Below are 17,733 nucleotides of genomic sequence, written 5' to 3' on the forward strand. Positions count from 1 at the left end.
GAATGCTTTTTTGCTGTGATTCTAGAAAAGTTGACATTGCTAATGGTAAATAGAAGGAGATAGCAAATTGAAATGGACAAGTGGAGTGTTACGTTAAATTCAAAAAACAGATTTTCATGAGTAGAATTTTATCATTGTATGCTTTACTTGTTTTTTAGTAGTATTATTCTGCTTGAAAAAAGATAAACAATGGAACAAATGAAACTTGTATCTTGTCTATATATTGAAACCATAATAAAAGTGAGGGCAGTTTTTATGTTTATTCAAATAAGTTTGAGGTGTGGAAATGGAACAGACGTTTATTGAAAAGTGTAATCATGATGAGCTGGACTATGTTATAAAAGACTATTGGCAAGATGTATGGAATTATTCATTTATTATTACGAAAGATCCACACTTATCAGATGATATCACGCAAGATGTATTTATAAAGGTGTTTAAAAATTGGAATTCATTTCGAAAGGAGTCATCTATTAAAACGTGGATATTAAAAATCACAAGAAATACGGCAATAAACTATTTGAAATCCTCTTATTTTAAAAGGATATCTTTAATAGGATTTTTTAGTGACGATAAGCAATCCCTGTCAGCAGAACAAGAATTTTTTAAGCAAGAAGAAATGAATGATGTGTGGAAGGTTGTATTAGAACTACCTAAAAAGCACCGTGAAATAATTATATTGGACGCAAAATATGAATTATCTTATGAAGAAATGGCTGAAACATTAGGAGTATCCATTGGAACTGTAAAATCGAGATTAAGTAGAGCGAGAAGTAAGGTTTCAAAATTAATAGGGGAGGGTAGTAGTGATGAACAATAAACAAAATCCTGACTGGTATAGAAAAATAAAAAAAGGGCCAATGGAGAATCGTAAAGATGAAGAAGAATTTATTTCTAAAATAAAGCAGTCTATATATGAAAATAATGAAGTGGATTTTGTAAAACATAAAAGACCATTTCGTAAAAAAGCATTACCTATTGTAGTTGTTTTGGTTTGTACAATGTTATTTTTCATTGTTCAACAACCTTGGCTTGATGATAATAAATCACCGGTACAAAGTAGTACTCAAATTAAGCCTAAAACAAAAGATGAGTCTGCTCAAGATCCATCATTAAAACAATTTATGAATGAACTATATCAAAGTACGAACTCAAAAAATGAAAATGACCTGTACAAAGCGTTAAATGATGAAGTTCTATTTAAAGGGAAGAGTTATAAAAAGGATGAACTGAAGTTTGATGAAGATATTTTTCATGAGTTGCAAGTCGCTCTTACAATGGGGGGAGAGTTTGCAAATGATACAAAAAAAGTATACAAAGTACCAAGTGGATTGACAGAAAGTAACCAACCAAAGCAAGCGCATTTTATATATGCAACGGTTACTGGAAATAAAACGAAAATTTTAGCTGAACCAAAACGAGAATCACAAGTGTTATATGAAGTATCTAATGAAATGGTAAAAGCTTGGATTCCAGAAAAAGTGCAAAATGATGGATATATAAAAATATCGACAATTAATGGCAATACTGGATACGTACAAAAAGAGTATGTTTTAACTGATATTAAGTATTCATTTATGTTCGAAAAAAATGATAATGGTGAATGGAAAATAATAAATATAGATTCTATTTGGTAAAAGAGGAAGGTTCACTTTAATGAACCTTCCTCTTTGTTTTTATTCTCTTTTTGAAGTGTATGCCAAGACTCTAAAATTTCTGATGTAACGAGAGCAGCGATGTTTTTTTCTGAATTACTACCAGGAATAACGACAGAAACGGCAATTTGTGGATCTTCGGTAGGAGCATATGCAATGAAAAGAGAATGATTTATCATTCTTTCTTGCTCATTCGGAAAACCTGTAATACCTGTTTTACCTGCGACGTCAAAGGGCAACTTTTTAATTTCCTCTATATTTTGACTCATTCCACCTTGCACGACACTCCAAAAGGTCATCGGGTAACGATTTGAACTTTCTAAAATTGGTTTAAACTTGTTTGTTTCCTTACCGTCCGGACTAATAATTGCACTTACAGTTTGAGGTTTATATTTATCACCTTTACTTGCCAAAGTTGCTGCATATTGAGCGAGTTGAAGAGGGGTATGCACTTCATTTCCTCCCCAAGAGGCGTTTAATAAAGCGGAGATTCCATTTTCAAACTTATTAGATGGATGGAATTCATATTGTCCGTCTTCTTCAAAGGGTAAATCAATCCCGGTTTTAGAACGTAGGCCGAATTGCATTAAATAATCTGTCCATATATGTGCCACTTTTTCTATATTCCCATTATTTTGGTTGAATAGGGGCAGAGCTACTTTTGCTGTCATAAATGTGTTAGATGAATTAATGATAGCCTGCCTCGGTGTAATCTCCCCTGTTGGTGTTCCAGGCGCATTCGTAATGTTATTTTGATTATCATACTGAAAAGTACCTTTATCTAAATAAGTATCTTCGGGTTGGAAAAGCTTTTCATTTAATCCAATTAAAATAGTAAGTGGTTTTATAGTAGAAGCCATATTTACATAAGATTCACCATACTTTAATTTTTGAATTGCTTTATTTTGCGAAAGAGATTTAATGTTTTCTTTTCTAGAAGATACATGTGTATTTAATATATTTGGATCAAAAACTACCGAGTTGGCCATAGTTAAAATTGCGCCAGTTTTCGCATCGCTCACTACAGCATAACCAGCTTTAGCATCAGGTGTTTTCTTAATTTGAGATTTTAATGCTTCTTCTGCCTTTTGCTGCAACTCAGAGTCTAAAGCTAGCCGTACATCTTTACCTTTTTGTACGTTTTGAATGTTCCATAAGAACTTTTTATTATTCAATTTAAAAATAAGAGTTTTACCTGGTTTTCCTTTTAAATCATTTTCATATTGCAGCTCAATCCCGCTTTTTCCAACAGCCAAATGCTTTGAATTAAGGTCATTTTCTACATACCCAATTACTTGTGAACCAATTTCGTGTTTAGGATAATATCGAATCCATTCATCTTTAATTATTACATTATTGGGTTTGTTTTTGTTTATGAATGCAAGTTCATTCTCAGTTATATCAGAGTATAACGGTATATCATTCATAGTCTGCTTTTTACAAGATTGTTGTAATTGAGATTTTATGTTCTCTGTAGAAATATCATGTTGAAATTCGCTTGAAAATTGATTAAAAAAAGCTAATGTGTTTGATGTATCTTGTTTCGATAGCTTTTCGTCATTAGAAGTGCAATATAGAGACTTAACTTTCTTATTTGTAGCTAGTATTACACCATTTTGATCAAAAATCTTTCCTCTTTCAGCTGAAGAAGTTGCGATAGTAATTGAAATGAAGTTGATTTTTAATAAAATTAGTAAAATCAAACCTACGATAGAAAAAACCGAAAAAAATCTCCATCTTTTTATATGTAACATATAACCCTCCCTTATGTAGCCTATTTCATCTTATATTTAATTATTTTTTTTGTAAATGTGGAACAACTTTATTGTTTAGGTTGTCTATTAAGTATTACAGCATGAAGAAAGGAATAATTAGCATGAAAATTTACTAGCAAGTTTATATGTGAGTTTAATAAGAGTCATTATACAGTTTAGCACTTCTCATGCAAGTGGCAAAAAAATAGAGAGAAAACAGGAAGGGAGAGTTATTAATTCCGTATCTAAACGAAAAGAAATGGTTGCTTACAAGGATTAAGCAAAAAATTGAGGCAATATTTATAACCGATTATCGGTATCTAATATATAAGGAATGCTTTTAGTATTTGTAGCAATTTCTGAAAGGATTAAATGGAGGATTTATGAAAGAACAAAAAGGCAACAAGCAGAAGACATATATATCTATTCGATTAAATATAATGTTCCTTTGCATATTTGTACTATTCTCAGCTATTATTATGCAGCTAGGAAAGGTACAAATCGTTGAGGGAGAGGCTTATAAGAACCAAGTGGAAAGTAGTCAAAATGCAATAACTAGTATTCCAGTTCCACGTGGACAAATTTTAGATCGAGAAGGGAAAACAGTTGTTAATAATAAATCTCTTCGCACAATTACGTATACAAGGGTGAAGGGAATTACGAGTGAAGATATTTTAAAAACAGCAAAAGACTTGGCGAAAGTACTTGAAATGCCTGAACAAGATATAAATAAATTAACAGATATCGATAAAAAAGATTTTTGGATGCAGTTGAATTCGAAACGTGCGGAGACAAAGATTACTAAGAAAGATATAGAAAAGTTTAAAGAAAAGGGTATAGAGGGAAAAGAGTTAGATAAAAAAATAGAAGACTTAAGACGAGGTCGTGTTACAGAGGTAGAATTAGCAGAATTAACAGCACAAGATTTAAAGGTGTTAGCTATTAAAAGTAAAATGAGTTCAGGTTATCAACTAACACCACAAATCATTAAAAAAGATGTAACAGATGAAGAGTATGCGCGGATAAGCGAAAATCTTGCGAATTTTCCAGGAGTAGATGCAACTGTTGATTGGGAACGTAATTATGTAAACGGTAATTTATTTCGTTCTGTATTAGGAAATATTACGAGTAGTGAAGAAGGATTACCGAAAGAAAATTTAGATTCTTATTTAGTACGTGGATATAACCGTAATGATCGTGTTGGAAAAAGTTATATTGAACAACGATATGAAGATGTATTACACGGCACAAAAGAAGAAGTGAAAAATATTACTGATAAATCAGGAAACATTGTTAGCACAGAAATAATCTCTAAAGGAAAAAGTGGTAATAGTTTAACATTAACGATTGATATGGAATTACAAAAGAAAGTGGAAGAAAGTATAGAGAAAAACTTGAGAGCTTTTAAGAGTTCAGAGCCACTGCTCGATCGAGCTTTTGTTGTCATGACGAATCCAAATAACGGACAAATTTTATCAATGGCAGGCAAAAAGATTGTAGAAAAAGAAGGGAAAATAGAAGTTGAGGATTTGGCATTAGGAAACATGACAACTTCGTATGAGCTAGGGTCAGCTGTAAAAGGTGCTACTTTATTAACTGGATATGAGACAGGCGCAATACATCCAGGAGATCAATTTTATGACGCGCCGATGAAATTTAAAGGTACACAAGCTAAGAAATCGTGGAATGTATCCGGATTTGGTAATATTAATGATTTACGGGCTTTACAAGTATCTTCGAATGTATACATGTTCCAGACAGCTTTAAAAATTGCGGGAGTTAATTACGTACCAAATGGCTCATTGGATATTAAACAAGGAGCATTTGATACGATGCGCTATTATTTCAAGCAATTTGGTTTAGGTGTCCCAACAGGTATTGATTTACCGAATGAAATAATTGGACAAACGAGAAAAGTAGATAGTCAACCTGGGTTTTTACTAGATTTTTCTATCGGTCAGTATGATACGTATACGCCGTTGCAATTAGCGCAATATATTTCAACGATTGCGAATGGTGGTTATAGAATGCAACCTCAAATTGTACAAGAAATACGAGAACAATCAATAAAAGAAGAGGTTGGCAAAGTTATACGTTCCATAGAGCCTGTCGTATTAAATCGAATTGATATGAAGAAAGAACATATTGATCGGATAAAAGAAGGGTTTAGATGGGTATTCCAAGAAGGTGATGGAACTGGCGTGAAATATTTCAAAAACGCGCCATATAAACCAGCAGGAAAGACAGGAACAGCCCAAACTGTATATGGTGGAGATGACCCGATTGGTAGAAATGCAAAAGGAGAACGTATGGAATGTTACAACTTAACGTTAGTTGGATATGCTCCATATGATAATCCAGAAGTAGCATTTTCCATAGTAGTTCCATGGCTTCATGATGATAAAAATGGAATTAATTCTATAATCGGAAAGGAAGTATTAGATGTATACTTTGATTTGAAACAGCAACGTATACATGGTGAAGCTACTAGTACAGGTAGTTCTAAGCAAAATTAGAGTACTTTTCTCAGGGAAAGAACCTGTTCATATAAAGCCATTTATAAGTAAAAAAATGAAATATGAAATAGGAGATAGAGGCGTCGTAGCTACTATCTCTTATTTTGTTAATAACTCTCATACTAGCTATAATTTTTTTAGTTTATGGAACAAATTTGGTTCGGTGATTGTCTATTATGTGTACGTATAAAAAGGTGCTAAAAATTTGGAAGGAATGATGATTTTGAAAAATAAGAGGATGCTAAAAATAGGAATATGCGTTGGTATATTAGGTTTAAGTATTACAAGCCTAGAAGCTTTTACAGGAGGGGCACTGCAAGTTGAAGCGAAAGAAAAGACTGGACAAGTGAAACATAAAAATCAGGCGACGCATAAAGAGTTCTCTCAACTTGAGAAAAAATTTGATGCTCGAGTAGGTGTATATGCGATTGATACTGGTACAAATCAAACAATTTCTTATCGATCTAACGAAAGATTTGCCTTCGCATCAACCTACAAGGCTTTAGCAGCAGGAGTATTACTACAGCAAAACTCAATTGATACATTAAATGAAGTAATCACATTTACGAAAGAAGACTTAGTGGATTATTCACCTGTTACAGAGAAACATGTAGATACTGGAATGAAACTAGGAGAAATTGCTGAGGCTGCTGTTCGTTCAAGTGATAATACTGCAGGGAACATTTTATTTAATAAAATAGGCGGACCTAAAGGATATGAAAAAGCGCTTAGAAAGATGGGGGATCGGGTTACTATGTCTGATCGCTTTGAAACAGAATTAAACGAAGCTATTCCAGGAGACATTCGTGACACTAGTACAGCGAAAGCAATTGCTACGAATCTTAAAGCTTTTACGGTCGGAAATGCACTTCCAGCTGAAAAACGTAAAATTCTTACAGAGTGGATGAAAGGAAATGCTACAGGGGACAAACTTATTCGTGCAGGCGTACCAACTGACTGGGTAGTTGGAGATAAATCAGGTGCTGGCAGTTACGGAACAAGAAATGATATTGCTATCGTTTGGCCTCCAAATAGAGCACCAATTATCATCGCAATTTTATCTAGTAAAGATGAGAAAGAGGCTAGCTATGATAATCAACTCATTGCAGAGGCAACGGAAGTTATAGTTAAGGCTCTTAAGTAATAATCTTTCAATTCTTTATGTAATATAATTAAAAATAAGAACTTGGAAAGCGATTCTTTTTAATGTGAAAAGAATCGCTTTTTTATAAGCATGTAAACTATTTATACCTATGTATTATAAAGATATAATTAATGTAGAAAAGAGGGTGAATAGTTATGGAGAATGACAATCAAGTCTTTTGGAGAACAGATTGTCTTGTTTTGAGAAGGTTTAGTATGGATGACACTAACTACTTTCATTTTTATCGTTCTAATCCAGAAGTGGCTAGATTTCAGTCATGGGTTAATTATCAATATCATGAGGCTAAAACGTTTGTAAATGAACAAGTTAAAAATAATCCTAATCTACCAGGTACTTGGTTCCAGTTCGCAATTGCTTTGGCTGAAAATAACAAAATAATTGGAGATTGTGCACTTCACACACTTGTAAATGAACCTCGCATCGTAGAAATTGGATTTACTCTTTCTCCAGAATATCAGGGGAAAGGCTATGCAACTGAAGCTGTTTGTGCCTTACTGAATTACATATTTCATTCATTACGGAAACATAAAGTGATTGCATTTTCGGACGTTCGAAATAATAAGTCTATTTCTGTACTAGAACGAGTGGGGTTGAGGAGAGAAGGTCATTTATTACAGAATTACATGCTAAAAGGGCAGTGGATTGATGAATATCAATATTCAATATTGAAGTCTGAATGGAATGACGCTACATAATTTTAAAATTTAGAAACAATGAAGGAACTTATTCATGAAATTGATGAAAATGCCTTTGTCACTGTATATGATGTTGCGGAAGTACAAGGCGGAAACTTTAAAAAGCATGATATTCATTAAGGGTATTAACTAAGTTAAATGTTTTATACATAGTTGATTATTGAAAAAGATAAAAAACTCACCACATATAGAGAGACAACTGGTATGTACTATGATGTACAACGGCAAGATACATAGAACTAAAACTAAGATATTCATACGAACTCAAAAAGCTGAAATTCCTTAACTTGGGAATTTCGGCTTTAATGTTATATGATAGAGTTACGATTAGAACAGAACCGGGCATGTTTACTTCAACAGAGTGATATAAGTTCTTCAGTTCCTAAAATTAGAAACTTGTACTTGATTATCGTAGTTAAATCGATTTCACTTTAAAAGAGAACCGTTAGATAAAAAGAATAATCTATTGAAATGTTTTTGAGAATTGTAGTATTGATGAAGATTTTAGGAGGGAATATGAGCAAGAAGATTAAAAGAAGTATATTACTTATTGCTACATTAGTAGGTTGTAGTATCTTTTTATATTTACAGAACAATTTAATAAGTATAACTGAGGTTAAAATAACCTCTAGTAAAATACCATCCTCTTTTAAAGGGTATAAAATTCTACAAATTTCAGACTTACACAATAAAAAATTTGGCGATAATCAAGATGTGTTAATTCAAAAAATAAAAAGTATAGACCCAGATATTATTGCGATTACGGGTGATTTAATTGACAGTAAATCATGCGATGCAGAAGTTAGTATGCAATTAATACGAGAAATTGTAAAGAAATATCCTGTATATTTTGTGACAGGAAACCATGAACAATGGTCTGGAAAGTATAACAATTTAGAAAAAGAGTTGAAGAAATATGATGTCAATGTTTTAAGGAATGAACATGTAGGCATTCGAAAGGGTGAGCAAGAAATAAACTTGCTCGGTATTGATGATCCAGAGTTTGTTACTGGAAACCGTGATGAAGGAAATATTATAATAGATGAAATTAAAAAAGCGAAAATTGAAATGCAGCCAGATAAATATAATGTATTATTATCCCATCGGCCTGAATTTATAAAGGAATATACGAATGAGAGGTTGGATTTGGTTTTATCGGGACATGCTCATGGAGGGCAAGTTAGATTGCCATTTATCGGAGGATTAGTTGCGCCAAATCAAGGTGTTTTACCTAAATATACAGCGGGTTTATATGTAGAACAAAATACATCAATGGTAGTGAGTAGAGGATTAGGAAATAGTATCATTCCGCAAAGGATTTTGAATAGGCCAGAAATTGTAGTCGTGCAGCTAAATTAAGCTGTACGATTTTTTTTATACAAAAATGAGTAAAGGGGCTTTCTGTATTTTGCAGGAGTAAACATTACAATTTTGTTAAAAATTTTCTACGTTACATAAAGTAACAAAATTTGACCCTCAGTGTTTGTTATAGTGTAAATAATCAAAAAACTTAAAATTTGTCGAGTGAAAATTGTGATAAGTAATTCATATAAAAACTTAAAGGGGTGTACACATGCATAAAGAATATGAAATTGAAGAATACACGGCGATTGAGGAACAAATCCATTATTATTGTAAATGTTTATTAGTAAGTCATCCTGATCAAATAATAAAGTATTTAGAAAAAAGGTTAGAAAAATATGCAGAAACATTACAATATGCACATTTATATCCTGAAACAGTTATTTTACCGTTACAGCAATTAGTTATCGAATATTCTTTAGACGTTGCTAGAATTCGGAAGTATATGAATTTAAAAACGTAAAGTGAAATTTATAGTTTAAATGAAACAGAGTCGACTTTAGGAAATGAAATTCTAATGTCGACTCTGTTTCATTTTTTAATATCGGTGATTGAACATACATACTAATCAACGAAGTTTGACATATAATTAAGCAAGAGTAAAATAAAAGTGAGTACTCACTCATTTTTATTGGAAAAGGAGGATGAAACGTGCAACAACCTTCAATTATTTTACGGACTGTATCAAAAAGTTTTGGAAAAAAAGAAGTGTTACACAATCTTTCATTGCAAGTTGAAAAAGCAGAGATTTTTGGTTTTGTTGGACCTTCTGGATCGGGGAAAACAACGCTCATTAAAATGATTGCAGGTATTAATGAGGCAACGAAAGGTGAAGTACTTGTTAATAATACTAATATGCCTAATTTAAATGAAATGAAACGAATTGGTTATATGGCCCAGGCGGATGCATTATATGAAGAATTATCAGCATATGAAAATGCAGATTTTATAGCAACGATGTATGGATTAAAGGGAAAAAGTAAAAAGACAAGAATTGCAGAGGTTTTTGAACTTGTACAATTGTCACAGTATATGAAAAAGCAAGTACAACAATTTTCAGGTGGAATGAAAAAACGCTTATCATTAGCAATAGCACTCCTCCATGAACCAGAAATATTAATTTTAGATGAGCCTACAGTGGGGATAGATCCGCTTCTTAGGAAAACGATTTGGGAAAAATTTTATGATCTTAAAAAGAAAGGCACAACGATTATTGTAACGACGCACATTATGGATGAAGCTGAATTTTGTGAGCGTCTAGGATTAATTAGAGAAGGGAAACTAGTTGCGGTTGGAACAACTGAAGAATTGAAAAAACGCGTGTCATCTGGACGGATTGAAGATGTCTTTTTGTTGGAAGAGGTGGTGTCATCATGAGAGTTACTGGTGTAATCATTCGTATTATTCGCCAATTTTTTCGAGATAAGCGTTCGTTAGCGATGATGTTTGGGGCACCAATGTTATTACTTTGGCTATTATCGCTAGTGTTTACACAAAAAGACTATATACCGCAAATTGCTGTTGTTGATATGCCCGCTCAAATAGTAAAAGTGATGAAAAATCAAGAAGCGTCAATTTATGAATACAGTAAAGAAAACGCGATTTCTGAGTTAGAAAAACAAAAGGTAGATGCAATACTTCGAATAGAGAATGGAAAAATGAAACTTCTGTTGGAAGGTAGTGATTCGTCAAAAAATCGTGCTGTACTTCAAGTATTGCAAAAAAGCACAGAGAAGAATGATGTATCGATTATGAAACCTGAAGTAAATTTTTTACATGGCTCTAAAGACTTTACGATGTTTGATGGGCTTGGTCCTGTATTAATTGGTTTCTTTACATTTTTCTTTGTATTTATATTATCAGGTGTATCCTTCGTAAGAGAACGTTTAAGTGGTACGCTAGAAAGGTTATTATCCACCCCAATAAGAAGATGGGAAATAGTCGCAGGTTATATTATTGGTTTTGGAATCTTTGCCTTTATACAATCCATTATTATCGTAAGTTTTTCCGTTTATATTTTAGATTTATACGTAGCTGGATCTATATGGCTAACGCTACTTATTACATGTATGCTCTCTTTAACTGCACTAACATTAGGTACGTTTTTATCGGCATACGCAAATAATGAATTTCAAATGATTCAATTTATACCGCTTGTTATTGTGCCACAAATCTTCTTTTCTGGATTGTTTCCAATGGAATCTATGAACAAGTGGCTACAAATGTTAGGGAAAGTATTTCCACTCACATACGGCGCTGACGCAATGAGACAAGTGATGATTCGGAATCAAGGGTTTACAGAGATTGCATTAGATCTTGCTGTATTATTACTTTTTTCAATATTATTTGCAGTAGGAAATGTATTTGCTTTAAAGAAACATCGCAAAATATAATAATGACAAAAAGGAGCTTTATAAATGCAGAAGGATTGGCTGGAGGAATTAATAGCTGCAACTAATACGGATAAAAGAAATGAACGTCAAATGCGAATATTAGAGGCGGCTGTTGATATGTTTGGAGAAAAAGGATACGCTTCAACTTCAACAAGTGAAATTGCAAAACGGGCTGGTGTAGCGGAAGGAACAATCTTCCGCTACTATAAGACGAAAAAAGATTTATTACTAGCGGTCGTAATGCCAACTTTAACTAAGTTCGCTGCACCATTTTTCGTACAAACCTTTGCAAAAGAAATATTTAAATCGGAGTATGAATCATATGAAAGACTTTTAAGGGTTGTAATTCATAATAGGTTTAAATTTGCTCAAAAACACTTTCCTATGATAAAAATATTAATTCAAGAGGTGCCATTCCAACCAGAACTGAAAAATGAAATACAGCAATTAGTAGAAACAGAACTGTTTTCACATTTCAAAAAGTTGATTGTGAAATTTCAAGAAGAAGGGGAAATTATTGAGATATCACCATCTTCCGTACTACGTCTTACTTTATCAGCTGTATTAGGTTTATTATTAACACGATTTTTATTATTGCCTGAAGAAAAATGGAATGATGAAGCGGAAATTGAAAATACGATTCAATTTATATTGTATGGATTAACTCCACGATTTTAATCGTTGAAGTGTGAATTACATACATTACTTTTAAGTAAAAATAAATCGCCTTTAAAAAGGCGATTTATTTTCATTATATATTTTTGATAAATAAGTGCTTGTTTACTAAAAACATTCTAAATCAGCGTGTTTCTTTGTCTCTTCTTCTAAGACCTAATAATCCTGCTAGTCCTAATAAACCAAGCCAAGCCCAATTATTATTTTTATCACGATTATCATTTAAATCATTTGTTGTATTTACATTTCGAGTTCTTACATCATTATTAACTCTGTCTAAGTTATTGTCATTTACTCGAGTTGAAATATCAGTGTTATTAACTCTATTCATATTATTTCCATCGTATTCAGCTTGCGTAGATGTACCTAAAAACATAATAGATAGTGTTAAAACACTCAAAATAGATGATAATTTCTTTTTCATAACAATCCCTCCTTTCTTAATCATTAATTTCTCCGAAGCATGTGTGTATTATTCATTTCACAATATCTAAACCCTCATTAATAGGGCGCACATTTATAGAAAATAGAGTTGAATGATTGTTAATGTATCATTGGATTTATATTTCTCATAAAAATAACTGAATCAAACTTTGCTTAAAATGTTAATCTTAGTACAATTTATATTATACGGACTAGTAATAAGGAGGTAATAAGATGCGACAATTTGCAAAACCTACAATCGTCGTAAGTAAATGTTTAGAATTTGATGCTTGTCGTTATAATGGAGAGATGATTCCAGATGTAACAATACGAAATTTGCAGCCATTTGTTACATTTATACCTGTTTGTCCAGAAGTCGAGATTGGATTGGGGACTCCTCGTGAAACGATACGAATTGTAGAAGAAAATGGTGAGAATAGACTTGTGCAACCGTCGACACGAGAAGATGTAACTGAAAAAATGGAGCAGTTTTCAAATGACTTTTTACAAACGATATCGGATGTGGATGGTTTTATTTTAAAGAATCGTTCACCAAGTTGTGGTACGCGTGATGTGAAAATTTATTCTGGTTTTGAAAAAGCGCCAGCAAAGGGAAAAGGAGCTGGCTTATTTGGCGGAGCAGTAGTAAAAAATTTTTCGTATCTTCCTATTGAAGAGGAAGGTAGATTGTCGAATTTTATTATTAGAGAGCATTTCTTTACAAGGCTATTTACAATCGCATATTACAAAATGATTAAACACAATAAAAATATGAAAGAACTTGTATCGTTTCAGTCGGATAATAAATATTTATTTATGGCATATAATCAGGTGAAACAAAAGGAATTAGGTCGTATAATTGCAAATCAAAAAAATGAAAAGATTGAAGTGGTATTTGAAAACTATGAGAAGACTTTATATGAATTATTTATGCGTGCGCCCCGTTATACATCGAATGTAAATGTATGCGAGCACATTTTTGGATATTTTAAAACAAAGTTAAAAAAACAAGAAAAAGATCATTTTATAGAACTGTTACAAAAGTATGCAGAAAAGAAAATACCACTTAGTAGTTTACTTACAATTTTAAAATCATGGGCTATTCGATTTGATGAAAAGTATTTATTAAGACAAACATATTTCGAACCATATCCTGAAGCATTAGTAGAAATTTCTGATTCCGGAAAAGGTAGAGATTATTAAACAATAAATTACATAATTCGACACAAAACCTCCTATGTTGTTGTAGAACAATGTAGGAATTTTTTTGTGCATTAGTACAGAATCTGTTTTAAAATTAAGTTATGACAGAATTATAGCAATTGTCTAACTAATATTCTTGTCTTTTAAGTTGTTATGTTTGTAGTAGAAACTCGCACGCTGTCGAAACTCAATATTCGATAAGGGGTGTGTAGCGGAATGGAATTTACTCTAACTCGCGAAAAACAAATGATTAAAGAAATGGTACGTGACTTTGCTGAAAAGGAAATCGCACCGAAAGCTGTATATTATGACAAAACTGCAGAGTTTCCATATGAAACATTTCAAAAAATGGGCGAACTAGGATTACTAGGCATCCCATTCCCAGAAGAGTATGGAGGTTCAGGTGGCGATACAGTATCGTATGCTTTAGCAGTTGAAGAAATTGGTCGCGCTTGTGGTGGCACCGGTTTAAGCTATGCTGCAACAATTTCATTAGGTGCTTCTCCAATTTATTATTTCGGTACAGAAGAACAAAAACAAAAGTATTTAGTTCCAATGGCGTCAGGTAAAACATTAGGTGCCTTCGGATTAACGGAGCCGAATGCTGGATCAGATGCAGGTGGTACTCAAACGAAAGCGGTATTAGATGGTGATGAGTATGTAATCAGTGGTGAGAAGTGTTGGATTACAAACGCAGAGTATGCAAATACAATTATTGTAACCGCTGTCAACGGTATTGAAGAGAATGGTAGAAAACGTATTTCTGCATTTATCGTGCCTACTACGAGTGAAGGATTAACGATTTCAAGTCCTTACGATAAGATGGGTGTTCGCGCTTCTAATACTTGTGAAATCGTACTTGATGGTGTTCGTGTACCGAAAGAAAATATTCTTGGTGATGTAAATAAAGGCTTTAAACAATTTTTATATACACTTGATGGAGGGCGTATTTCAATCGCTGCATTGGCAGTTGGTATTGCGCAATCAGCCTTTGAACGTGCATTACAATATGCGAAAGAACGTCAACAATTTGGAAAGTCAATCTCTAATTTCCAAGCGATTCAATTTAAATTAGCTGATATGGCGACTGAAGTAGAGCTAGCACGCAATTTAGTACATAAAGCAGCTTGGTTAAAAGATAACGATAAACCTTTCGGCAAAGAAGCGGCAATGGCAAAACTATTTGCATCGGAAGCAGCAAGCCGTATTGCGAATCAAGCAGTACAGATTCATGGTGGATATGGTTATATGCGTGAATATGAAGTTGAACGACATATTCGTGATGCGAAACTATTAGAAATTGGTGAAGGAACTTCTGAAATTCAACGTCTCGTAATTGCTAGACATTTAGGATGTAGATAAAAGGGAGGAATCACTATGTTTCAAAAAATATTAATTGCGAATCGCGGGGAAATTGCTGTTCGTATTATGAAAACTTGTCAAAAACTTGGCATACGCACTGTTGCTATTTATTCTGAAGCAGATGAAAATGCCCTTCATGTGAAGATGGCAAATGAAGCTTACTTAGTAGGTGGACCGCGTGTTCAAGAAAGTTATTTAAACCTTGAAAAAATTATTGAAATAGCTAAGAAGACAAATGCAGAAGCGATTCATCCGGGTTATGGTTTATTATCAGAGAATCCGTCTTTTCCGGTTCGTTGCAAAGAAGAAGGAATCGTATTTATCGGTCCTTCAGAAGAAATCATTACGAAGATGGGAAGTAAAATCGAATCACGTATCGCAATGCAAGCAGCAGATGTCCCAGTAGTCCCAGGTATTACTACAAATATTGAAACTGCTGAAGAAGCAATTGAAATTGCAAAACAAATTGGTTATCCCTTAATGCTTAAGGCATCCGCAGGCGGCGGAGGCATTGGTATGCAGTTGATGGAAACTGAGCAAACGCTCACCAAAGCGTTTGAAAGTAATAAAACAAGAGCGCAAAACTTCTTTGGTAACGGAGAAATGTATTTAGAGCGATATATAGCAGATGCGCATCATATTGAAATTCAGCTTTTAGCAGATACACATGGTAACACAGTGTATTTATGGGAGCGTGAATGTTCGGTACAGCGCCGAAATCAAAAAGTAATCGAAGAAGCACCTTCACCATTTTTAGATGAAGGTACACGAAAGGCGATGGGAGAAGTTGCTGTACAAGCTGCCAAAGCACTTGGCTATACAAATGCAGGTACAGTTGAGTTTCTTGTAGATGATCAGAAGAACTTCTATTTCTTAGAGATGAATACGAGATTACAAGTAGAGCATCCAGTGACAGAAGAAATTACGGGATTAGACCTTGTAGAACAGCAACTCCTTATCGCAAGTGGAGAGAAACTATCATTTACTCAGGATGATGTAAAACGTAGTGGTCATGCCATTGAAGCTCGTATTTATGCAGAGGATCCGAAAACATTCTTCCCATCACCTGGGAAAATTACAGATTTAACATTACCGTCAAATGTACGGATTGATCACTTCTTAGAAAATCATGTAACGATTACACCTTTCTATGATCCAATGATTGCGAAAGTCATTGCACATGGCGAGACTCGTGAAGAAGCAATTTCGAAATTACATGATGCTCTAGAAGAATTAAAAGTAGAAGGTATTAAAACGAACACGCCAATGCTACTGCAAGTTTTGGAAGACGAAGTGTTCAAAGAGGGTATTTATACAACGGGGTTTGTAACGAAACAACTCGTTAAAAAATAAGATTTAACAATATTAAGGGGGAAAAAATGATGACGAAAGTATACGCATCGATGGCAGGAAACGTTTGGAAGATTGTTGTAGGAGTAGGAGATACAGTAGAGGAAGAGCAGGATGTCGTCATTTTGGAATCTATGAAAATGGAAATTCCAATCATTTCAGAAGAAGCTGGCACAGTTATGAAAATTAATGTGCAAGAAGGCGATTTTGTAAATGAAGGAGATGTATTATTAGAAATTGAATAGGGAGATATAGGGGGAAGCGAATTGAAACTACCTAATTTTGCTGTCATTAAAGAAGTCGGGCCACGTGATGGCTTACAAAATGAAAAAAAGATTGTTGGCACAAAAGATAAAGTAAAATGGATTCAACTACTTACAGAAGCAGGATTGTCGTATGTTGAAGTTTCCTCATTCGTTCACCCAAAATGGGTCCCTGCATTAGCAGATGCAAATGATGTATTTTCTGAGCTGAAAAGGGACCCAAATGTTACATATGCTGCGCTTGTTCCGAATCAAAATGGTTTGGAACGAGCTTTTTTGCAAAATGTAGATGAGGTGAATGTTTTTTTATCAGCAAGTGAATCTCATAATAAAAGTAATATTAATAAATCGATTAAAGAAGCATTAGTTGTAATTGAAGATATAACAAAACAGGCATTATTCGAAGGGAAAAAGGTAAGAGGCTATGTTTCTACTGTATTTGGATGTCCTTATGAAGGGGATATAAGTGTCACAGCAGTTGACGAATTATGTAATCAACTATTTTCATACGGCATTTATGAAGTTTCTCTTGGGGATACAATCGGTGTAGCGAATCCATTACAAGTAGAACAAGTATTAGAACATCTATTAAAGAAGTATGATGCTTCGCAGTTTGCAATGCATTTTCATAATACGTATGGAATGGCTCTAGCGAATGTAGTTAAATCATTAGAATACGGTATTAAAACGTTTGATAGTTCTTGTGGTGGACTCGGGGGCTGCCCTTATGCACCAGGAGCATCAGGTAATGTTGCTACTGATGACCTAGTACATATGCTCCATAAGTTAGGAGTCCAAACGAATATTGATGAAGAGAAGTTATTGAGAGCAAGTCAATTTATTCAAAGTAAATTAAATATCCAATTACCGAGTCATGTGTATAGAGCGCTTCAACATAAAACGATAAGTAGGTGAGA

17 protein-coding genes and 1 pseudogene are annotated in these 17,733 nt (G+C 33.6%); 16 read left to right on the forward strand and 2 right to left on the reverse strand.

From position 1 onward, the window contains the following. Nucleotides 1-286: 286 nt before the first annotated feature. Complete coding sequence (locus MHH27_RS12880) at nucleotides 287-820, forward strand: RNA polymerase sigma factor (RefSeq protein WP_000438327.1); 534 nt, start codon at nucleotides 287-289, stop codon at nucleotides 818-820. Continuing rightward, nucleotides 810-1,637, forward strand: coding sequence for an SH3 domain-containing protein (locus MHH27_RS12885; protein WP_001060761.1), 828 nt, complete (start codon nucleotides 810-812; stop codon nucleotides 1,635-1,637). Before MHH27_RS12880 ends, MHH27_RS12885 begins: the two co-directional genes overlap by 11 nt. 11 nt (nucleotides 1,638-1,648) lie before the next feature. Here MHH27_RS12885 and MHH27_RS12890 read toward each other — a convergent pair whose 3' ends face one another. After that, nucleotides 1,649-3,409, reverse strand: coding sequence for a peptidoglycan D,D-transpeptidase FtsI family protein (locus MHH27_RS12890; protein ID WP_340942810.1), 1,761 nt, complete (start codon nucleotides 3,407-3,409; stop codon nucleotides 1,649-1,651). Between the two features lie 383 nt (nucleotides 3,410-3,792). On the opposite strand from MHH27_RS12890, the gene MHH27_RS12895 reads away from it, so the two are divergent. From MHH27_RS12895 to MHH27_RS12935, 9 genes and pseudogenes are all read left to right on the forward strand, one after another. Continuing rightward, the gene (locus MHH27_RS12895) at nucleotides 3,793-5,925 is read left to right on the forward strand and encodes a peptidoglycan D,D-transpeptidase FtsI family protein (RefSeq protein WP_340942813.1); all 2,133 of its coding nucleotides are present in this window, start codon (nucleotides 3,793-3,795) and stop codon (nucleotides 5,923-5,925) included. 217 nt (nucleotides 5,926-6,142) lie between these two features. After that, nucleotides 6,143-7,069 (forward strand): class A beta-lactamase Bla1, encoded by a 927-nt coding sequence (gene bla / locus MHH27_RS12900; RefSeq protein ID WP_002152885.1) that lies wholly within the window; start codon nucleotides 6,143-6,145, stop codon nucleotides 7,067-7,069. 155 nt (nucleotides 7,070-7,224) lie between these two features. Next, a complete protein-coding gene (locus MHH27_RS12905) occupies nucleotides 7,225-7,785 on the forward strand; it encodes a GNAT family N-acetyltransferase (protein ID WP_025118371.1) in 561 nt (186 codons plus the stop codon). Between the two features lie 18 nt (nucleotides 7,786-7,803). Then, nucleotides 7,804-7,905, forward strand: a pseudogene (locus MHH27_RS12910) (DUF2179 domain-containing protein); the annotation flags it as partial. A 396-nt stretch (nucleotides 7,906-8,301) separates the two neighbouring features. Continuing rightward, entirely contained in the window at nucleotides 8,302-9,144 is an 843-nt protein-coding gene (locus tag MHH27_RS12915) for a metallophosphoesterase (RefSeq protein ID WP_000037685.1), read from the forward strand. A gap of 214 nt (nucleotides 9,145-9,358) precedes the next feature. Further along, nucleotides 9,359-9,610 carry a hypothetical protein gene (locus MHH27_RS12920; RefSeq protein WP_340942817.1) on the forward strand — a complete coding sequence of 84 codons (252 nt, stop codon included), beginning with the start codon at nucleotides 9,359-9,361 and terminating at the stop codon, nucleotides 9,608-9,610. A gap of 188 nt (nucleotides 9,611-9,798) precedes the next feature. After that, nucleotides 9,799-10,524, forward strand: coding sequence for an ABC transporter ATP-binding protein (locus MHH27_RS12925; protein WP_001187075.1), 726 nt, complete (start codon nucleotides 9,799-9,801; stop codon nucleotides 10,522-10,524). Next, nucleotides 10,521-11,540, forward strand: coding sequence for an ABC transporter permease (locus MHH27_RS12930; protein WP_001266734.1), 1,020 nt, complete (start codon nucleotides 10,521-10,523; stop codon nucleotides 11,538-11,540). The genes MHH27_RS12925 and MHH27_RS12930 overlap by 4 nt, the downstream gene beginning before the upstream one ends. Before the next feature lie 24 nt (nucleotides 11,541-11,564). Further along, the gene (locus MHH27_RS12935) at nucleotides 11,565-12,218 is read left to right on the forward strand and encodes a TetR/AcrR family transcriptional regulator (RefSeq protein WP_001168196.1); all 654 of its coding nucleotides are present in this window, start codon (nucleotides 11,565-11,567) and stop codon (nucleotides 12,216-12,218) included. 121 nt (nucleotides 12,219-12,339) lie between these two features. On the opposite strand, the gene MHH27_RS12940 is transcribed toward MHH27_RS12935, so the two are convergent. Further along, nucleotides 12,340-12,639, reverse strand: a complete 300-nt coding sequence (locus tag MHH27_RS12940; protein WP_000728159.1) for a WGxxGxxG family protein — start codon at nucleotides 12,637-12,639, stop codon at nucleotides 12,340-12,342. Nucleotides 12,640-12,872: 233 nt separating this feature from the next. On the opposite strand from MHH27_RS12940, the gene MHH27_RS12945 reads away from it, so the two are divergent. The 5 genes from MHH27_RS12945 to mvaB all read left to right on the forward strand — a co-directional run bounded on the left by MHH27_RS12945 (nucleotide 12,873) and on the right by mvaB (nucleotide 17,731). Further along, nucleotides 12,873-13,841, forward strand: a complete 969-nt coding sequence (locus MHH27_RS12945) for a YbgA family protein (protein ID WP_001248644.1) — start codon at nucleotides 12,873-12,875, stop codon at nucleotides 13,839-13,841. 216 nt (nucleotides 13,842-14,057) lie between these two features. Then, nucleotides 14,058-15,203, forward strand: a complete 1,146-nt coding sequence (locus MHH27_RS12950) for an acyl-CoA dehydrogenase (RefSeq protein ID WP_000397279.1) — start codon at nucleotides 14,058-14,060, stop codon at nucleotides 15,201-15,203. Nucleotides 15,204-15,218: 15 nt separating this feature from the next. Continuing rightward, complete coding sequence (locus tag MHH27_RS12955) at nucleotides 15,219-16,556, forward strand: acetyl-CoA carboxylase biotin carboxylase subunit (protein ID WP_000486742.1); 1,338 nt, start codon at nucleotides 15,219-15,221, stop codon at nucleotides 16,554-16,556. A 26-nt stretch (nucleotides 16,557-16,582) separates the two neighbouring features. Continuing rightward, entirely contained in the window at nucleotides 16,583-16,798 is a 216-nt protein-coding gene (locus tag MHH27_RS12960) for an acetyl-CoA carboxylase biotin carboxyl carrier protein subunit (RefSeq protein ID WP_001987345.1), read from the forward strand. A 21-nt stretch (nucleotides 16,799-16,819) separates the two neighbouring features. Then, the gene (mvaB, locus tag MHH27_RS12965) at nucleotides 16,820-17,731 is read left to right on the forward strand and encodes a hydroxymethylglutaryl-CoA lyase (RefSeq protein WP_000775435.1); all 912 of its coding nucleotides are present in this window, start codon (nucleotides 16,820-16,822) and stop codon (nucleotides 17,729-17,731) included. Nucleotides 17,732-17,733: the final 2 nt, after the last annotated feature.

The sequence above is a fragment of the Bacillus sp. FSL L8-0152 genome (assembly GCF_038006365.1).
Lineage (GTDB): Bacteria > Bacillota > Bacilli > Bacillales > Bacillaceae_G > Bacillus_A > Bacillus_A cereus.